16 protein-coding genes and 1 pseudogene are annotated in these 18,271 nt (G+C 63.6%); 7 read left to right on the top strand and 10 right to left on the bottom strand.

The annotated features are described in order from the left end of the window. Positions 1-48: 48 nt before the first annotated feature. From CLU88_RS04145 to CLU88_RS04170, 6 genes are all read left to right on the top strand, one after another. Complete coding sequence (locus tag CLU88_RS04145) at positions 49-909, top strand: MBL fold metallo-hydrolase (protein ID WP_099655507.1); 861 nt, start codon at positions 49-51, stop codon at positions 907-909. Between the two features lie 96 nt (positions 910-1,005). Next, the gene (locus CLU88_RS04150) at positions 1,006-1,197 is read left to right on the top strand and encodes a DUF2892 domain-containing protein (RefSeq protein WP_099655508.1); all 192 of its coding nucleotides are present in this window, start codon (positions 1,006-1,008) and stop codon (positions 1,195-1,197) included. Between the two features lie 29 nt (positions 1,198-1,226). Continuing rightward, positions 1,227-1,580 (top strand): carboxymuconolactone decarboxylase family protein, encoded by a 354-nt coding sequence (locus CLU88_RS04155; protein WP_099655509.1) that lies wholly within the window; start codon positions 1,227-1,229, stop codon positions 1,578-1,580. 241 nt (positions 1,581-1,821) lie between these two features. Further along, positions 1,822-2,358 carry a molybdopterin-dependent oxidoreductase gene (locus tag CLU88_RS04160; RefSeq protein WP_099655510.1) on the top strand — a complete coding sequence of 179 codons (537 nt, stop codon included), beginning with the start codon at positions 1,822-1,824 and terminating at the stop codon, positions 2,356-2,358. Between the two features lie 18 nt (positions 2,359-2,376). Next, positions 2,377-5,415, top strand: a complete 3,039-nt coding sequence (locus tag CLU88_RS04165) for a hybrid sensor histidine kinase/response regulator (RefSeq protein ID WP_099655511.1) — start codon at positions 2,377-2,379, stop codon at positions 5,413-5,415. Positions 5,416-5,467: 52 nt separating this feature from the next. After that, the gene (locus CLU88_RS04170) at positions 5,468-6,658 is read left to right on the top strand and encodes a two-component system response regulator (protein ID WP_099655512.1); all 1,191 of its coding nucleotides are present in this window, start codon (positions 5,468-5,470) and stop codon (positions 6,656-6,658) included. Positions 6,659-6,694: 36 nt separating this feature from the next. Here CLU88_RS04170 and bioB read toward each other — a convergent pair whose 3' ends face one another. Then, positions 6,695-7,795, bottom strand: coding sequence for a biotin synthase BioB (gene bioB / locus CLU88_RS04175; protein ID WP_369827593.1), 1,101 nt, complete (start codon positions 7,793-7,795; stop codon positions 6,695-6,697). A 122-nt stretch (positions 7,796-7,917) separates the two neighbouring features. On the opposite strand from bioB, the gene CLU88_RS22680 reads away from it, so the two are divergent. Beyond that, entirely contained in the window at positions 7,918-8,175 is a 258-nt protein-coding gene (locus CLU88_RS22680) for a hypothetical protein (RefSeq protein ID WP_143225943.1), read from the top strand. 124 nt (positions 8,176-8,299) lie between these two features. On the opposite strand, the gene CLU88_RS04180 is transcribed toward CLU88_RS22680, so the two are convergent. The 9 genes and pseudogenes from CLU88_RS04180 to scpA form a co-directional block, all read right to left on the bottom strand. Beyond that, a complete protein-coding gene (locus CLU88_RS04180) occupies positions 8,300-8,806 on the bottom strand; it encodes a YegJ family protein (RefSeq protein WP_158235578.1) in 507 nt (168 codons plus the stop codon). A 184-nt stretch (positions 8,807-8,990) separates the two neighbouring features. Then, a complete protein-coding gene (locus CLU88_RS04185; RefSeq protein WP_099655514.1) occupies positions 8,991-9,461 on the bottom strand; it encodes a VOC family protein in 471 nt (156 codons plus the stop codon). A 98-nt stretch (positions 9,462-9,559) separates the two neighbouring features. Then, a complete protein-coding gene (locus tag CLU88_RS04190) occupies positions 9,560-10,405 on the bottom strand; it encodes a YdcF family protein (RefSeq protein ID WP_233205368.1) in 846 nt (281 codons plus the stop codon). Continuing rightward, a complete protein-coding gene (locus CLU88_RS04195; RefSeq protein ID WP_099655516.1) occupies positions 10,402-12,450 on the bottom strand; it encodes an acetyl/propionyl/methylcrotonyl-CoA carboxylase subunit alpha in 2,049 nt (682 codons plus the stop codon). Before CLU88_RS04195 ends, CLU88_RS04190 begins: the two co-directional genes overlap by 4 nt. A 9-nt stretch (positions 12,451-12,459) precedes the next feature. After that, complete coding sequence (gene imm45, locus CLU88_RS22685) at positions 12,460-12,870, bottom strand: Imm45 family immunity protein (protein WP_143225944.1); 411 nt, start codon at positions 12,868-12,870, stop codon at positions 12,460-12,462. A gap of 15 nt (positions 12,871-12,885) precedes the next feature. Continuing rightward, a complete protein-coding gene (locus tag CLU88_RS04205) occupies positions 12,886-14,418 on the bottom strand; it encodes an acyl-CoA carboxylase subunit beta (RefSeq protein WP_015014134.1) in 1,533 nt (510 codons plus the stop codon). Between the two features lie 35 nt (positions 14,419-14,453). Next, positions 14,454-15,419 (bottom strand): methylmalonyl Co-A mutase-associated GTPase MeaB, encoded by a 966-nt coding sequence (gene meaB / locus CLU88_RS04210; RefSeq protein ID WP_233205572.1) that lies wholly within the window; start codon positions 15,417-15,419, stop codon positions 14,454-14,456. Between the two features lie 282 nt (positions 15,420-15,701). Beyond that, a pseudogene (locus tag CLU88_RS23380) lies at positions 15,702-15,911 on the bottom strand (GIY-YIG nuclease family protein); the annotation flags it as partial. Between the two features lie 161 nt (positions 15,912-16,072). Continuing rightward, positions 16,073-18,244, bottom strand: a complete 2,172-nt coding sequence (scpA, locus tag CLU88_RS04215) for a methylmalonyl-CoA mutase (RefSeq protein ID WP_099655518.1) — start codon at positions 18,242-18,244, stop codon at positions 16,073-16,075. Positions 18,245-18,271 lie beyond the last annotated feature (27 nt).

The raw sequence follows: 18,271 nt of genomic DNA on the forward strand, positions 1-18,271 counted from the left end.
CAGTCAACATACTATCTTTAACTTAATTGAAGACGTGAGGCATTCAACGTGAACCCCACCGTGAAAGCATTCTTTGACGCAGCCACCTGGACGGTGAGTTACGTGGTCTACGACCAACCCGGCGGCCACTGTGCCCTGGTGGATTCGGTACTGGACTACGATGCCAAGTCGGGCCGCACCAGCACCCGCTCAGCCGATGCGCTGCTGGCCTTTGTGGCGCAGCAGTCGCTCACGGTGCAGTGGATTCTGGAAACCCATGCCCATGCCGACCACCTCTCTGCCGCCCACTACCTGCGGGGAAAAGTGGGCGGAAAAATGGCCATCGGCGCCGCCATCACACAGGTGCAAAAGGTGTTCAAAGGCATCTTTCACCTGGAGCCTGCATTCCAGCCCGACGGCCGCCAGTTCGACCACTTGCTCCAGGACGGTGAAGTGTTTGCCATCGGCAAACTGCAAGCCCAGGCCCTGTCGGTGCCCGGGCACACCCCGGCCTGCATGGCCTTCCAGGTGGGGGATTCGGTGTTTGTGGGCGACACCCTGTTCATGCCCGATGTGGGCACCGCGCGCTGCGACTTCCCGGGCGGCAATGCGCACCACCTGTACCAATCCGTGCGCAAGCTGCTAAGCCTGCCACCAGACACGCGCCTGTTCATGTGCCACGACTACCCGCCGCCTGGCCGTCAGCCTACCTGGCAATGCACCGTGGCCGACCAGCGGGCGCACAACATCCACCTGCACGACGGTGTCACAGAAGCTGAATTTGTCAGCCTGCGCACCCGCCGCGACGCCTCGCTGGAGATGCCAGCGCTGATCCTGCCAGCCGTGCAAGTCAACATCCGCGCGGGCGCCCTGCCCCCGGCCGAGGACAACGGCGTGGCCTATCTGAAGATTCCGCTGAACGCCCTGTAACGCCGCCAGCCCCACGCAACCCTTTGCAGCGCCGTGCTGCAAAGGCATCACCAGGGCGCCCTCCAAGGCGCCCCGACAACCCGGAGGAAAGAAACCATGAAATTCAATGTAGGAACCGTGGACCGCGCGCTGCGCATCGTGGCAGGCCTGGTGCTGATTGCGCTGGCCGCAACGGGGGTGGTGGGCTGGTGGGGCTGGCTGGGCGTGATTCCCTTGGCCACCGGGCTGTTCCGCTTTTGCCCGGCGTACACCCTGCTGGGCATCAACACCTGCCCTCTGAACAAATAACCCATAAAAAGCACAGAAAAGGCCCATCCATGAGCACGTTTGACCACGCAGGCCTGATGCAAGGCATCAATGAAAGCCTGTCCACCTTCCGCAAGACCCAGCCCGACACCATGCGGGGCTTTTCGCAGCTGGCGCAGGCCGCCATGGCCGAGGGCGCGCTGGGCGCCAAGCACAAAGAGCTGATTGCACTGGCCATTGGCGTCAGCCAGCGCTGCTCAGGGTGCATCGGCTTTCACGTCAAGGCCTTGCTCAAACTGGGTGCCACCCGCCAAGAGGTGGAAGAGATGCTGGGCGTGTGCGTGTACATGGGCGGCGGCCCCTCGCTCATGTACACCGCCGAAGCCCTGGCGGCTTGGGACAAGCTCGCAGTCGCCAGCCATTGAGCATAAAAATGGGCGCTAGCGCTTGATAATAAAGCGTGAGAAGCTACCATTTTTACAGCAAATCTCCCCACTAGCGCCGCCCAGGTAGTGGCTGGCTGCGGAGCCTGCGCCGGATGCCACGCACGGGCCCATCGCGCAAATTCCCCTTACGTGTTTAACAATTGGCTGATATAACTTACATATTGCCAAGAAGCTTGCACCACCCCGGCAGCAAGGCCGCTACGTACAGGGAGAGAGTCATATGGCTGCCGACCACCGCAAACGCAGCGCGCTGCGCACCTGGGCCTTGCGCGCTTTGTTATGCGCTGCGCCACTGTTGCTGCTAAGCCATGTGGCCCAGGCGCTGGACAAGCCCACCGGCCCCGTGGTGCTCACGGTAGAGGGCAACATCAGCGCGCCCAACCTGGGGGCCAAAGCGCAGTTCGATATGCCCATGCTGGAGAAGCTGCCCCAGCACACCTTCACCACCCGCACCCCGTGGTACCCCGACGCCGTCACCTTCACTGGCCCTCTGCTGCGCGATGTGCTGGCCGCTGCGGGCAGCAAGGGCAATGCCATCACGGCAGTGGCGCTCAATGACTACAAGACGGAAATCCCGATGGACGATGTGCATCGGCATGAGGTGATCGTGGCCCGGCTGATGAACAACCGCCCCATGCCCGTGCGCGAGAAAGGCCCGCTGTTCATCATCTACCCCTTTGACACGAAGGCCGAGTTGCGCACCGAGCTGTACTACAACCGCGCCGCCTGGCAGCTCAACGCGCTGCGCATCCGTTAACGCCATCAGGAGGCCCGCATGCTGCGCAGCAAGCACTTCCTGAAACTCATCATCGCCAGCCTGGTGCTGGCCTACGTGGCCATTGCGGCGGTGCAATACCAGCAGTACCGCAGCGTGGAAGCCGTGATGCGCCGTGGCGACGTGAATGCGCTGTGGTCGTTTTTGCAGCTCAATGTGGAATACGAGCGCCTGGACCACGCGCTGCACCAGTTTGTGCTGGACCCTGAAAGCACCTCGCTGGACGCCGTGGCACTGCGCTACGACCTGTTCCTCAGCCGCTTCAGTGCGCTCGAAAGCGGCAGCGCCCGCATCTTGATGCAAAACGAGCCCATCTACGGGCAAGCGCTGCGGGCGCTGCAACAGTTCGTCGCTGCGGGCGATGACTACTTTGGCCAGAGCGTGGACGTGCCATCGGGCCAAAAGAACATGCGCCTGTTGCGCACCCAGCTGGCCGAGCTGCGCGAGACGGTGCAAGAGCTGGCCTTGAATGCCTCGCGCCTGTCGGCCCTGCTGGGCGACCAGCGCAATGAAGAAGTGCAGAACCAGACGCTGATGACCACCGGGCTGACCAGCTTTCAGGCGCTGCTCACGTTTTTGCTGGCGTTTGCCATGGCAGGCCAGTTTGTGGCGCGTGAGCGGGCCAAATCCCAGGCCATGCTGGCACAGGCCGAGTTGGTCGAAGCCCTCAAGCGCAACGAAGAGGCACTGGAAGCACGCGTGGCCCAGCGCACCACCGAACTGCAGCAGGCCAACGAAGCCCTGCGCGAGCACGAGGAAGAGCTGGTCATCGCCCGCGCCAAGGCCGAAGACGCCTCGCAGATGAAGTCGGACTTTCTGGCCAACATGAGCCATGAAATCCGCACCCCCATGAACGCCGTCATCGGCATGAGCCACCTGGTGCTGGGCACCGAGCTGACGGCGCGCCAGCGCGACTACGTGCAAAAAATCCAGCGCTCCGGCCACCACCTGCTGGGGCTGATCAACGACATCCTCGACTTCAGCAAGATCGAGGCGGGCAAGCTGGAAGTGGAAGTGCTGGACTTTGACCTGCGCGGTGTGCTGGACAACGTGGCCAACCTGATTGGCGACAAATGCGCCGCCAAAGGGCTGGAGTTGATATTTGACGTGGACCCCGACCTGCCCGACAACCTGCGCGGCGATCCGCTGCGGCTGGGGCAAATCTTGGTGAACTACGCCAACAACGCCGTCAAGTTCACCGACCAGGGCGAGATCGTGGTGCGCGTGCGCCAAGACAGCGCGGACGACAACACCCTGGTGCTGCGCTTTGAGGTGCAAGACACCGGCATCGGGCTCACCCCCGAGCAGCAGTCCCGCCTGTTTCGCTCGTTTGAGCAGGCCGACTCGTCCACCACCCGCAAATACGGCGGCACCGGCCTGGGGCTGGCCATCTCCAAAAGCCTGGCAGAGCTCATGGGCGGCGCCGTGGGCGTCACCAGCGCCCCCGGGCAAGGCAGCACCTTCTGGTTCACCGCCCGCCTGGGGCTGAGCGAGGCCCGCCAGCAACCCCTGCTGCCCTCGCCCGACCTGCGCGGGCGCAGGGTTCTGGTGGCCGACGACAGCGACCAGGCCCGCCACATCCTGTCGGTGCTGCTGGGGCGCATGAGCTTCGTCGTCACCACCGCCCGCAGCGGCCAGGAGGCCGTGGCCCTGGCCCGCAGCGCTGCAGCCGCAGGCGCTCCGTTTGAAATTGCCTTTCTCGACTGGAAGATGCCGGGCATGGACGGGTTCGAGACCCACCAGCAGCTCGCGCAGCTGCCCCAGCCGCCGGTGCCCGTCATCGTCACCGCCCATGGGCGCGAAGAGGCCCGCAAAGAGCTGGAGCGCAGCGGCATTGCACTCATGCTCACCAAGCCTGTCAGCCCCTCGCAGTTGCTGGATGCGGCCATGCAGGCCCTGGGCGGCCTGCGCACCGAGGTGCGCCAGGCACCGCATTCGCACAGCAGTGCGTCGGTGCTGCAGGCCATCCAGGGCGCCCGGGTTTTGCTGGTGGACGACAACGACCTCAACCAGCAAGTGGGGGCAGACCTGCTGACCGACGCAGGCCTCGTGGTGGACGTGGCAGACAACGGCCAGGTGGCGCTCGACAAGCTCGCCCACACCGCTTACGACGCCGTGCTGATGGACATGCAGATGCCCGTGATGGACGGGCTGACCGCCACCCGCCTTCTGCGCGAAAACCCCGCCTGGGCCCAGTTGCCCGTGCTGGCCATGACGGCCAACGCCATGAGCACCGACCGCGAAAAATGCCTGCAGGCGGGCATGAACGGCCACATCGCCAAACCCATCGACCCAGACGAGCTGTTTGCCACCCTGCTGCGCTGGATTGCACCGCGCACCATCGAAGCGCCACCTGCAGCCCCGGCCGCAGGACATGGCACACCCGCACCGCCCAGCACCGATGCCACCGAGCCGCCCGCGGACGACCCGTTAGAGCGCATCCACGGGCTGGACACCGCCGCAGGCCTGCGGCGCGTGCTCGATAAACGGGTCGCCTACGTGGCGCTGCTGCGCAAGTTTGTGGCGGGGCAGGCATCGGCCATTGCCACCACGCGCAGCCAACTGGCGGCGGGGCAGCGCGATGCCGCGCAGCGCAGCATGCACACGCTCAAAGGCACGGCAGGCACCATCGGAGCCAGCCCACTGGCAACACTGGCCGAGGCAGCCGAACAGGCCTTGGCCCAGGGCCAGCCCGATAGCACCATCGAAGCGCTGCTGCAGTCAGCCGAAACCGCCTGCAACACTTTGGTGGCGGCCTTGCAAAGCGCCCTGCCCCGGGAGGCTGCTGAGCCAGCCGATGTGCCAGAAGCACCAACCTCCAGCGCAGCCACCTCGCAGCTGCTGGAGCGGCTGGACGCACTGCTGGCCGACGACGACTCAGACGCCATCGAGCTGTTCAAGGAATCGGCCCCCGCCCTGCGCGCGGCCCTGGGGCCCGTGTATGCCGAGATGGAGCGGGCGCTGGACAACTACCAACTGGTCGAAGCCCTGGCCGCCCTGCGCACCGTGCCCCATGCAGATGCCAAGGCTATTGCTTGAACACCCTGAACGCCTGAACGATAGATAACCACAACGCACAAGGAGGTCCGCCATGAACAGCCCACTCGAACCCAACGGCAAATGCACCGTGCTGGTCGTGGACGACACGCCCGACAACCTCTCGCTGATGAGCGGCCTGCTGCGCGCGGACTACAAGGTCAAACTGGCCCCCAGTGGCGAGCGGGCCCTGCAAATTGTGGCGGGCGAGAGCAAGCCCGATCTGATCCTGCTGGACATCATGATGCCGGACATGGACGGCTATGAGGTGCTGCGGCGACTGCAGTTCAACCCCGAGACCGAAGACATTCCCGTCATCTTCCTCACCGCCATGAGCGCGTCAGACGACGAAACCACCGGTCTGGAACTGGGCGCGGTGGACTACATCACCAAGCCCATCAACCCCGCCATCACGCTGGCGCGGGTGCGCAACCACCTGCAGCTCAAGCGCGCCCGCGACCTGCTGGCCCACCACAACCACTACCTGGAGCAAGAGGTGGCCCGCCGTACCCGCCAGGTGGCCGAGCTGCAGGACGTGACCATCCGTGCCATGGCCTCACTGGCCGAAACCCGCGACAACGAAACCGGCAACCACATCCGCCGCACCCAGCACTATGTAGAGGCGCTGGCGCGCAAGCTGCAAAACCACCCGCGCTTTGCAGAAGAGCTGAGCGAAGCGGCCATCGCCATGATCTTCAAGTCCGCCCCGCTGCACGACATTGGCAAAGTGGGCATTCCAGACCGCATCCTGCTCAAGCCCGGCCCACTCACCCCCGAAGAGTTTGAAGTGATGAAGACGCACACGACGCTGGGGCTGGAAGCCATCTTGTCGGCCGAGCGCGAGACCACACAAGACAACCCGTTTTTTCGCTACGCCAAAGAGATCACCTACAGCCACCAGGAAAAATGGGACGGCTCAGGCTACCCCCTGGGCCTGGTGGGCAACACCATTCCACTGTCTGCCCGCCTCATGGCCGTGGCCGATGTGTACGACGCACTGATCTCGGTGCGCGTGTACAAGCCGGCCTACAGCCATGAGCAAGCGGTGCAGATCATCCAGGACGGGCGCGGCAGCCACTTCGACCCTGACATGGTGGACGCTTTTTTGACGCTGTCTGAGGAGTTTCGGCGCATCGCCTTGCGCTTTGCCGATGGCGAGCCCGCACTGCACCAGGAAGTCGACCGCATGGCGGCCGATCTGCCCGCCGAGGCCATCGAAACCATCGTGCTGGACACCCGCAAGTAGTCTGCCCGGGCCGTCTCACCCGCCCCGCGCCGTGTCTCAGCCGCAGGTGCTATCGCACGGCACAGCGTGGTGTGCTGCGCCGTCCTTCACGCCGCCCGTCACGCAGTCCTCTTGGGCCTGGGTGCGGTGCCCGTTCAGCCCCAGCTTAGCCAGCAGCTGCACGTCGGCATCCACATCGGGGTTGCCCGTCACCAGCAGCTTGTCGCCATAAAAGATGGAGTTGGCACCGGCCATGAAGCACAGCGCCTGCACGGCTTCGCCCATTTGCTGGCGCCCAGCCGACAAGCGCACGCGCGCCTTGGGCATGGTGATGCGGGCCACGGCAATCACGCGCACAAAGTCAAACGGGTCGATGGGGTCACTGTCGGCCAGGGGCGTGCCCGGCACGCGCACCAGGCTGTTGATGGGCACGGATTCGGGGTACGGCTGCAGGTTGGCCAGCTGCGCAATCAGGCCCGCGCGGTGCACGGGTGCCTCGCCCATGCCCACAATGCCGCCGCAGCACACGCTGATGCCTGCGCTGCGCACGTTCTGCAGCGTGTCCAGCCGGTCCTGGTAGGCACGGGTGCTGACCACGTCGGTGTAGTACTCGGGGGCCGTGTCCAGGTTGTGGTTGTAGTAATCCAGCCCCGCGTCTTTCAGCGCCTGCGCCTGGTGCGATTCGAGCATGCCCAGCGTGGCGCAGGTCTGCAGGCCCAGGCCCTTCACCGCGCCAATCAGGGCGCTGACTTTTTCAATGTCGCGGTCCTTGGGCGCGCGCCAGGCGGCTCCCATGCAAAAGCGTGTGGCCCCGGCGTCCTTGGCGGCCTGGGCGGCGCGCACCACCTCATCCACCTCCATCAGCTTGTCGGCCTTCACGCCGGTGTCGAACTCGGCGGCCTGCGGGCAGTAGCCGCAGTTTTCAGGGCAGCCCCCAGTCTTGACCGACAGCAGCGTGGCCAGCTCAATGTCGCCAGCGGGCCAGTGCTGGCGGTGCACGGTCTGCGCTTCAAACAGCAGGTCCATCAAAGGCTTGTCGAGCAGCGCCTGGATGGCCTCGACCGACCAGGGGCCTGCAGGCTGCGGCATGGCTGCGGGGCGGCGGTGCAACTGCACAGCCTGTGGCGTGGCGGCAGTAGGGGGGGTGAATCCGGACATGGGGTGCTCCTTCAATGCATCTGCCTGCACCTGCCGCACAAAGCGGCACGCGGGCAATGAGGGTGATGCGATGTCAGCGGCCCCAGCGGGGGGTTACGGCTTGGGCCACGCATCGCGATGAAGTGCGGATTCTCAAACGAAAAAAGGTGCAGCAGCGCGCCACAGGGTCACAAAAAGTGCCAAGAAAAATGGCGCTTTATCAGCAGGCAATTTCAGTGATTTTTCTGAACACAAAGACAGCCGTTGACGCCAACTTCGATGCAATTGAATACGCAGCTTGCTCCGCTTTGCAAGACCCAGCGGTAACTGCAGACATCCCTGCGCCAACTGCGGTTAACACGCAGGGCAAGCACTGGGAGATAGCGCAGGTTTGCACGTGAAGTTGGGTGGATTTGGCCTGCGATGCCTGCGTGATGGCCGCCCATTGGCGAAAACCGCAGCGAAAAGATGGCAGAGGCTGTACCCAGCGGCCTCATGCCCCCTCACACAGCCCTCTGCCCAGGCTCAGCACTCAAAACCGTAGTCGCGGCGGTAGCGCTGAGCGTCGGCGGCTGGCATGTGTTTGAACATGACGCACACGGTGTAGCTGCCCTTTTGCTTGCCGCCCTGCACATAGCCCCAGTCCGACACATCGGCCCGGGTGAACTGCACGCTCTGCCCGTTCTCCAGGTGCGTGACATAGCGGGGCTGGCCCGCCAGGGTGCCAGTGAAGCCTTTGGAAGTGACCTGGAACGGCGTGACCCAGATGTGCTCGTCGTTGCCGCCCCCTGAGAACTTCACCTTGATCTTGAAGCCGTCAGCGCCTGCGGGCGGCTTGGCGTGGATCTTCAAAAAGTCATCCAGCGTGGCGCGGGCCTTGCCAATCGCTTCTTCCATTTCCGCGTCTTGCGAAGAAATGTTGTAGACCTTGTCCTTGATCTTGCCCCCCTGCCCCTGGCTTTGTGCCTGGGTGGGCAAAGAGAAGGTCATCAACACCGAGACCGCACCGACGGCCAGCAAAGAGAGTTTCATGGGCATTCGCACAAGGCTTGAACAAAGAAGCTGCGAATGTAAAACGGTGCAAAGCGCCGTGCCCCGGGCTGCACGAACGGCCTGGTCCCAAGGGTGAAAAACTGCACACGATGGCGCGCCAAAACAAAACGCCTTGCTGCGCGAGGCAGCAAGGCGTTGGCTTTGGCGCCGTCAGCGCAGCGGCTCAGCCCAATGCGGCAATCACATCCGCAGGCGCCTGTACCAGCTCAATCAACACACCCTCGCCCGCAATCGGAAACTCATCATTGCTCTTGGGGTGCAAAAACGTGATGTCGTAGCCTGCGGCGCCCTTTCGGATGCCACCAGGCGCAAAGCGCACGCCTTTGGCGGTGAGCCATTCCACCGCCTTGGTCAGGTCGTCGATCCACAGGCCAATGTGGTTGAGCGGCGTGGTGTGCACGGCGGGTTTCTTGTCAATGTCCAGGGGCTGCATGATGTCCACCTCCACCTTGAAGGCGCCCTTGCCCATGGCCAGAATGTCTTCGTCCACGTTCTCGCGCTCGCTCTGGAAGGTGCCGGTTTGTGTCAGGCCCAGCATGTCAACCCACAGGGTTTTCATGCGCTGCTTGTCTGTGCCTCCAATGGCGACTTGCTGGATGCCGAGGACTTTGAACGGGCGGGTACTAGCGCTCATGATTTACTCCTGAATTGATAGCTGCTAGCGCTTTTTGGATAAGCGTTAGAGGCCCATTTGATTTGAAATATGAACTGAAATATGGGCCACATCCCCGCTCACAGCTCACGCAGCAACCAGCTGCTGGCCATGGCGAAATACTCGCGCAGCCAAGCGTTGTAGCGGATGTAAAGCGGTGTGGGCGCCGCCACGGCCAGGGCGCGGGTGTAGCCGATCTTCTGGGCAATGCGCTGGGCGCGCAGGGTGTGAAATTCGCTGGTCACCACCGCCACGGCAGAGTCCAGCCCCAAGCCCTGGGCTTGCAGCAATGGCAGGCTGTATTGCAGGTTCAGCTCGGTGCTGGTGCTGCGCTCTTCCTGAAGGATGCGCGCGGGGTCCAGGCCCTGCTCGCGCAGGTAGTTGCCCATGACCTGGCCTTCGCTCAGCGTTTCGCCAAAGTCCACCCCGCCCGACACCACCACCCAGGCCTGCGGGTGCGCAGCCGCCAGCGCATGCGCTGTGTCCAGCCGCGCCCGCAACGCGGGCGACGGCTGCCCCTTGGGCGTGCCACTGCCCAGCACCACGATGGCCTGCGGAGTTACCGCCTTGTCAGCCTGGCCCAAGGCGTTCACCTGCTGCACCAGCACGGCCCAGAACACCCCCACGCTGCACGCCCACGCCGCCAGCAAGAGCCAGCCTGTGCGCCACGCCAGGCGGCCCCAGCGCAAACGGTGAACCCCGTCCCGCACCCCGTGCCAGCGCGCGCCCACAAAGCACAGCACCAGCCCCAGGGCCGCAGGCACGGTCACGCCCACCATGAAAAAGCCCATGGCCATCAGCACCAGGGCATCGGCAAGCAACACGCCACCCACCAACAGGCAGGCGATGCGCGCCCAAGGCCAGCCACGGCGGCGCGCACCACCGTGTCCGACAGTGCGGGCCGCCATACCCAAGGGCTGGGTCACTGGAATTCCAGAATGATCTGGTCCACCGCCAGCGACTCGCCCTTGCCCGCCGTGATCTTGCCGACCACGCCGTCCTGTGCGGCAAAGAGGATGTTCTCCATCTTCATGGCCTCGATCACCGCCAGCTTTTCACCCGCCTGCACCTTCTGGCCGGGCTGCACCGCCACATCGACCAGCAGGCCGGGCATGGGCGAGAGCAGGAACTTGGAGAGATCTGGCGGAGCCTTGAAAGGCATGAGCTTGTGCAGCTTGGCGCCCAGCGGCGACAGCACCAGCGTGTCGATCTGCGTGCCGTTGTGTGCAATGCGCAGCGCCAGCGGGTTCTTGCCCACGCCGCGCTCCACCTGGGCCGTGAAGCCCTGGCCGTTGCAGGCGCCCTGCACACGGATCTGCCCCAGCGTGGCGTTGCTACTGATCTGATAGCTGTTATCACCCACCTGGATGGCGCTGGAGCCCGATTTGTCTTCAAAGTCAGACACCGTCACCTCGTGGTGCTGGTTCTGGCCCTCAGCCCCCAGCGTGACCACCACAAACTGCTCGCCCACCTTCACCTCGTGGCCGGCCAGCTGGCCGCTGATGCCGGAGGCGCGTGCACGGTAGCGGCGGTTCATGAACGCGGCCAGCGCCACCAGGAACAGCGGGTCGCTGTGCGGCACATCTTCGGCGTGGAAGCCCTTGCCGTAGTTCTCGGCGATAAAGCCGGTGTTGAAGTCGCCCGTCACGAACTTGGGGTGCGCCAGCAATGCCGCCTGGAACGGGATGTTGCTGCTGATGCCCCGGATCACAAAGCCGTTCAGCGCCGCGCGCATCTTGGCAATCGCGTCGTTGCGGTCCGTGCCGTGCACGATGAGCTTGGCGATCATCGAGTCGTAGTACATGGGGATCTCGCCGCCCTCATACACGCCCGTGTCCACCCGCACGCCCAGCTTTTTGCTGGTGTCGGACTGGAACATGGATTCCTCCGGCGGCTGAAAGCGCACCAGGCGGCCAGTGGACGGCAGGAAGTTGCGGAAAGGGTCTTCGGCGTTGATGCGGCACTCAATGGCCCAGCCGTCGCGCTTCACATCGGCTTGCGTGAGGGGCAGCTTCTCGCCCGCGGCCACGCGGATCATCAGCTCCACCAGGTCCAGGCCAGTGATGCACTCCGTCACCGGGTGCTCCACCTGCAGGCGGGTATTCATTTCGAGGAAGTAGAAGTCCTGGTCCTTGCCGACCACAAACTCCACCGTGCCCGCGCTCTGGTACTTCACGGCCTTGGCCAGTTGCACCGCCTGCTCGCCCATGGCCTTGCGGGTGGCATCGCTGATGAAGGGCGATGGCGCCTCTTCGATCACCTTCTGGTGGCGGCGCTGGATGGAGCATTCGCGCTCGTTCAGGTAGATCACGTTGCCGTGCGAATCGCCCAGCACCTGGATCTCGATGTGGCGTGGCTCCTGCACAAACTTCTCGATGAAGATGCGGTCGTCGCCAAAGCTGTTGCGGGCCTCGTTCTGGCAGCTGGTGAAACCTTCAAACGCTTCCTTGTCATTGAACGCCACGCGCAGGCCCTTGCCGCCGCCGCCGGCCGAGGCCTTGATCATCACGGGGTAGCCAATGCCCTTGGCGATTTCCACCGCCTGCTCGGGGCCTGCAATCGCATCGTTGTAGCCAGGGATGGTGTTGACCTTGGCCTCGTTGGCGAGCTTCTTGGACGCGATCTTGTCGCCCATGGCCGCAATGGAATGCGCCTTGGGGCCGATGAAGGCAATGCCCTCGTCCTCGCAGCGCTTGGCAAAGGCTTCGTTTTCCGAGAGGAAACCATAGCCGGGGTGCACGGCCTGCGCGCCGGTCTGCTTGCAGGCGGCAATGATCTTGTCGGCCAGCAGGTAGGACTCGCGCGAGGGCGCGGCGCCAATGTGCACGGCCTCGTCGGCCAGCTTGACGTGGCGGGCTTCCTTGTCGGCGTCGGAGTAGACGGCGACGGTGGCGATACCCATTTTCTTGGCCGTTGCAATCACTCGGCAGGCGATTTCGCCACGGTTGGCGATGAGAATTTTTGTAAACATTGCTTTGCCCTACTCAACTTGGAGATCCCGCGAAGCGGCGGCTTCGCGGTGGTTGATACACATATTGCTTAGGTATTGAGGAATCACCAGCACTTGCTCCACCGAGCATTCTGGATAGATCCATCGTCCCCAATTCGCCCTGAGCCATTCAACAGACAAAGAGCTTGCGTCAGGCTGAAACTTCGCTTCCAGAGGAAGTTCGATCAGCGTAAGCCCAGCTTTTTGCCCCGTACAGACAATCAAACTCAAACCGCAATCGGAGACCCGTGACTCCAGACACATCAAATCAACGACTGGCTCGTATGGCCACTGAGCAGCCGTAATTCGAAGCACAGTTCCGCGCCAAAGCCCTGGCACCACCAACTGCGACAGCGGCTGCCAATCGGCGCGAATTTGAGGCTGAAGATCAGCGGTGTCCATGCTCAAGCTCTCAGATCACAGCGGAATGTTGCCGTGCTTGCGCCATGGGTTTTCCAGCTTCTTGTCGCGCAGCATCACCAGCGACCGGCAGATGCGCTTGCGTGTCTCATGCGGCAGGATCACGTCGTCGATAAAGCCGCGTGCACCGGCGACAAACGGGTTGGCAAAGCGCTGCTTGTATTCCGCCTCGCGCGCGGCCAGCTTCACGGGGTCGTTCTTGTCTTCGCGGAAGATGATTTCCACCGCGCCCTTGGCGCCCATCACCGCAATCTCGGCGTTGGGCCAGGCCAGGTTCACGTCGCCGCGCAGGTGCTTGCTGCTCATCACGTCGTACGCGCCGCCGTAGGCCTTGCGGGTGATGACAGTGATCTTGGGCACGGTGCACTCGGCGTATGCGTACAGCAGCTTGGCGCCGTGCTTGATGATGCCGCCGTACTCCTGGCTGGTGCCGGGCATGAAGCCGGGCACGTCCACAAAGGTGACGACCGGGATGTTGAACGCATCACAAAAGCGCACAAAGCGCGCGGCCTTGATGCTCGACTTGATGTCCAGGCAACCGGCCAGCACCAGCGGCTGATTGGCCACGATGCCCACGGTCTGGCCTTCCATGCGGGCAAAGCCGATGATGATGTTCTTGGCGTACTCGGGCTGCAGCTCGAAAAAGTCCCCATCGTCCACCGTCTTGAGGATCAGCTCCTTCATGTCGTAGGGCTTGTTGGGGTTCTCGGGCACCAGGGTGTCCAGGCTCAGGTCCATGCGGTCGGCCGGGTCGTTGCTGGGGCGCACCGGGGCCTTTTCGCGGTTGTTGAGCGGCAGGTAGTTGTACAGGCGGCGCAGCATCATCAGCGCCTCCACGTCGTTCTCAAACGCCATGTCGGCCACACCGCTCTTGGTGGTGTGCGTCACGGCACCGCCCAGTTCCTCGGCCGTCACTTCTTCGTGCGTCACGGTCTTCACCACTTCGGGACCGGTGACGAACATGTACGAGCTGTCCTTCACCATGAAGATGAAGTCCGTCATGGCGGGCGAGTACACGGCGCCACCGGCGCTGGGGCCCATGATCATGCTGATCTGCGGAATCACGCCGCTGGCCAGCACGTTCTTCTGGAACACGTCGGCATAACCGCCCAGGGACGCCACACCTTCCTGGATGCGCGCACCGCCCGAGTCGTTGAGGCCGATGACCGGCGCACCAACCTTCATGGCCTGGTCCATCACCTTGCAGATCTTCTCGGCATGGGTTTCAGACAGCGCACCACCAAACACCGTGAAGTCCTGGCTGAACACGAACACGAGGCGGCCGTTGATCATGCCGTAGCCCGTCACCACACCGTCGCCGGGGATCTTGTTGTCCTCCATGCCAAAGTCGGTGCAGCGGTGCTCGACGAACATGTCCCATTCCTCGAACGTGCCGTCGTCCAGCAGCAGCTCGATGCGCTCGCGCGCGGTGAGCTTGCCCTTGGCGTGCTGCGCATCAATGCGCTTTTGCCCGCCGCCCAGGCGTGCCAGCGCACGCTTTTTCTCCAGTTGATCCAGGATGTCTTGCATGGTCGTCCTTTGGTGAATGGGTTGGTGTCTACTATTTATTTGATAGCTGCCAGCGCATGATTTGATTGCGCTTGGAGCAGATTTCGTGCTGCAGTGGATGCCGCAATGCGCCCCGCGGCCACATCGGCCTGCATCTGGGGCAGCAGCTCTTTGACCTGCGGGTGCTGGCGAAACGCGAGCTTGAGGCCCGCGTCGATGCGTTCCCACATCCAGGCCAGCGCCTGCTTCTCGCGCCGCGTGGCCAGGCGGCCGTTGGCGGTTTGCAGCTGGCGGAACTGCGTGACGGCGGCCCAGAAGCTGTCCACGCCCTGCCCCAGCAGCGCGCTAATCTGCACGACCTTGGGGTGCCACAGCGTCTCGTCGTGGTGCGCGTTCTCGGGGTTGCCGTGCTGGCCCAGTAGGCGCAGGCTCGACGTGATCTGCGCCTCGGCCCGCGTGGCGGCGTTCTTGTCGATGTCGGCCTTGTTGATGACCACCAGGTCGGCAATCTCCATCACGCCCTTCTTGATGGCCTGCAAGTCATCGCCCGCGTTGGGCAGTTGCATCAGCACAAACATGTCCGTCATGCCTGCCACGGCAATCTCGCTCTGGCCCACGCCCACGGTTTCGACAATCACCACGTCGTAGCCTGCGGCCTCGCAGACCAGCATGGCCTCGCGGGTCTTCTCTGCGACTCCGCCCAGGGTGCCGCTCGACGGGCTGGGGCGGATGTAGGCTTTTTCGTGCACCGACAGGTGTTCCATGCGCGTCTTGTCGCCCAGGATGGAGCCGCCCGAGACGGTGCTGGACGGGTCGATGGTAAGCACGGCCACGCGGTGGCCCTGGGCGATCAGGTACAGGCCTAAGGCTTCGATGAAGGTGGATTTGCCTACACCGGGCACGCCACTGATGCCGAGGCGGAAGGCCTTGCCGGTGTGCGGGAGCAGCGCGGTGAGCAGCTCGTCCGCCTGCGCGCGGTGGTCAGTGCGGGTGGATTCGAGCAGCGTGATGGCCTTGGACATGGCGCGGCGCTGGAGGGGGCCTGGTTGGCCGATGACTCCCCCAAACAGGGCGTGCGTGGGTTTTGCCCGGCCTTCGACAGGCTCAGGCTGAACGGTTGGGGGTGTGCAGGCTTCGTCCTGAAGAGGGAGGCCGGTTACACCGCCCCCCTGCATCCCGTGCCCCCCCACCCGTTCGGGCTGTGCCTGTCGAAGCCGGGGCAAGCTCGCAACCTTGCCATGCGACTGGGCCAGCTCTTGAACTCGCTCCCAATCACCCGCCATCAACGCTTCCTTCTTGGCCCGTGACCAGCCTTTGATCTGCAATTCAAAAGCCAGGGCCCCTTCGCGGGTTTCAAACTCACCTTGCCACATCAATTCCAGTGGCTTTCGCAGTGCCGTGTAGCCCACCTCGCCGTTTTCATGCTGCTGCATGCGCAGCACCATGTCGTCGGTGTGGCCGACGTAGTAAGAGCCGTCGGCGCAGCGCAGGATGTAGACGTAAAAGGGGCGCATGTTTCAGTCGTTGATTTGCGCAGACACCCGCACCACTGCGTACCGTTCAGCCTGAGCCACCCCAGACCGTTCAGCCTGAGCCTGTCGAAGGCCGTTACAGGCATGTGCCCCGGCTTCGACAAGCTCAGCCCGAACGGATTGGGTGGAGACAAGGTGTGCCATCAAGCAGCCACCGCCTTGCGAATCTGCTCCAGCACATCCTTCGCGCTGGCCGGAATCGGTGTGCCAGGGCCATAGATGCCCTTCACACCCGCTTCGTACAGATGCTCATAGTCTTGCGCAGGAATCACCCCGCCCACGAACACGATGATGTCGTCCGCACCCTGGTCCTTGAGCGACTGGATGATGGCGGGCACCAGCGTTTTGTGGCCTGCGGCCAGGGTGCTCACGCCCACGGCGTGCACGTCGTTCTCGATGGCCTGGCGCGCGCACTCCTCGGGCGTCTGGAACAGCGGGCCCATGTCCACGTCAAAGCCTAAGTCAGCAAACGCGGTGGCCACCACCTTGGCGCCCCGGTCGTGGCCGTCCTGGCCCAACTTGGCGATCATGACGCGGGGGCGACGGCCTTGTTCTTCGGCAAAGGCGTTGATTTCAGTCTTGAGTTTGTCCCAGCCTTCGGCCGAGTCATAAGCGGCTGCGTACACACCGGTCACCTTTTGCGTATCGGCGCGGTGGCGCCCAAACACCTTTTCGAGCGCGTCCGACACTTCGCCCACGGTGGCGCGCAGGCGCACCGCCTTGATGGCCAAATCCAGCAGGTTGCCACTGCCATCTTCTGCTGCAGAAGTGAGAGCATCCAGCGCTTGCTGGACAAGCGCTGCGTCGCGTTTTGACCTGATATTTTTCAGCCGCTCAATCTGGCCGTCGCGCACCTTCATGTTGTCGATCTGCAGGATGTCGACCGGGTCTTCCTTGGCGAGCTTGTATTTGTTGACGCCCACGATCACGTCTTTGCCGCTGTCGATGCGCGCCTGCTTTTCCGCGGCGGCGGCTTCGATCTTGAGCTTGGCCCAGCCGCTGTCCACGGCCTGCGTCATGCCGCCCATCGCCTCGACCTCTTCGATGATCTTCCAGGCGGCATCCATCATGTCCTGGGTGAGCTTTTCCATCATGTAGCTACCGGCCCAGGGGTCGACCACATTGGTGATGTGCGTCTCTTCCTGGATGATGAGCTGCGTGTTGCGCGCGATGCGCGAGCTGAACTCGGTGGGCAGCGCAATGGCTTCGTCGAGCGCATTGGTGTGCAGGCTCTGCGTGCCGCCGAACACCGCGGCCATGGCCTCAATGGTGGTGCGCACGATGTTGTTGTACGGGTCCTGCTCCGTCAGCGACCAGCCCGAGGTCTGGCAGTGCGTGCGCAGCATCAGGCTCTTGGGGTTCTTGGCGCCGGTCTCCTTCATGATGCGGCACCACAGCAGGCGCGCGGCGCGCATCTTGGCCACTTCGAGGTAAAAGTTCATGCCGATGGCCCAGAAGAAGCTCAGCCGCCCGGCGAATTCGTCCACGTCCAGGCCCGAGGCGATGGCGGTCTTCACATACTCCTTGCCGTCGGCCAGGGTGAAGGCCAGCTCCAGCGCCTGGTTGGCGCCCGCCTCCTGCATGTGGTAGCCCGAGATCGAGATCGAGTTGAACTTGGGCATGTTCTTGGCCGTGTAGCCAATGATGTCGCCGATGATGCGCATCGATGGCTTGGGCGGGTAGATGTAGGTGTTGCGCACCATGAACTCTTTCAGAATGTCGTTCTGAATGGTTCCTGAGAGTTGGTCTTGCGAGACGCCCTGCTCTTCCGCCGCCACCACATAGCCCGCCAGCACGGGCAGCACGGCGCCGTTCATGGTCATCGACACGCTGACCTTGTCGAGCGGAATCTGGTCGAACAGTATCTTCATGTCCTCGACCGAGTCGATGGCCACGCCCGCCTTGCCCACGTCGCCCGTCACGCGGGGGTGGTCGCTGTCGTAGCCCCGGTGGGTGGCCAGGTCGAAGGCCACCGACACCCCCTGCCCGCCAGCGGCCAGCGCCTTGCGGTAGAAGGCGTTGGATTCTTCAGCGGTCGAGAAACCTGCGTATTGGCGAATGGTCCAGGGACGCACCGCATACATGGTGGCCTGGGGGCCGCGCAGGTAGGGCTCGAAACCGGGCAAGGTGTTGGCGTACGGCAGGCCGGCGGTGTCTTCGGCGGTGTACAGCGGCTTGACGGTGATGCCGTCGGGTGTCACCCAGTTCAAGGCGTTCACATCGCCACCGGGGGCCGACTTGGCCGCCGCCTTGGCCCATGCCTCTAGCGAAGCGGCAGCGAACTCGGGGGCGTTGTTGTGGGGTTTGTCACTCATGGCGAAAGCTTCTCCGAAGATGGCGTG

This window comes from Acidovorax sp. 56, assembly GCF_002749705.1.
GTDB lineage: Bacteria > Pseudomonadota > Gammaproteobacteria > Burkholderiales > Burkholderiaceae_C > Acidovorax.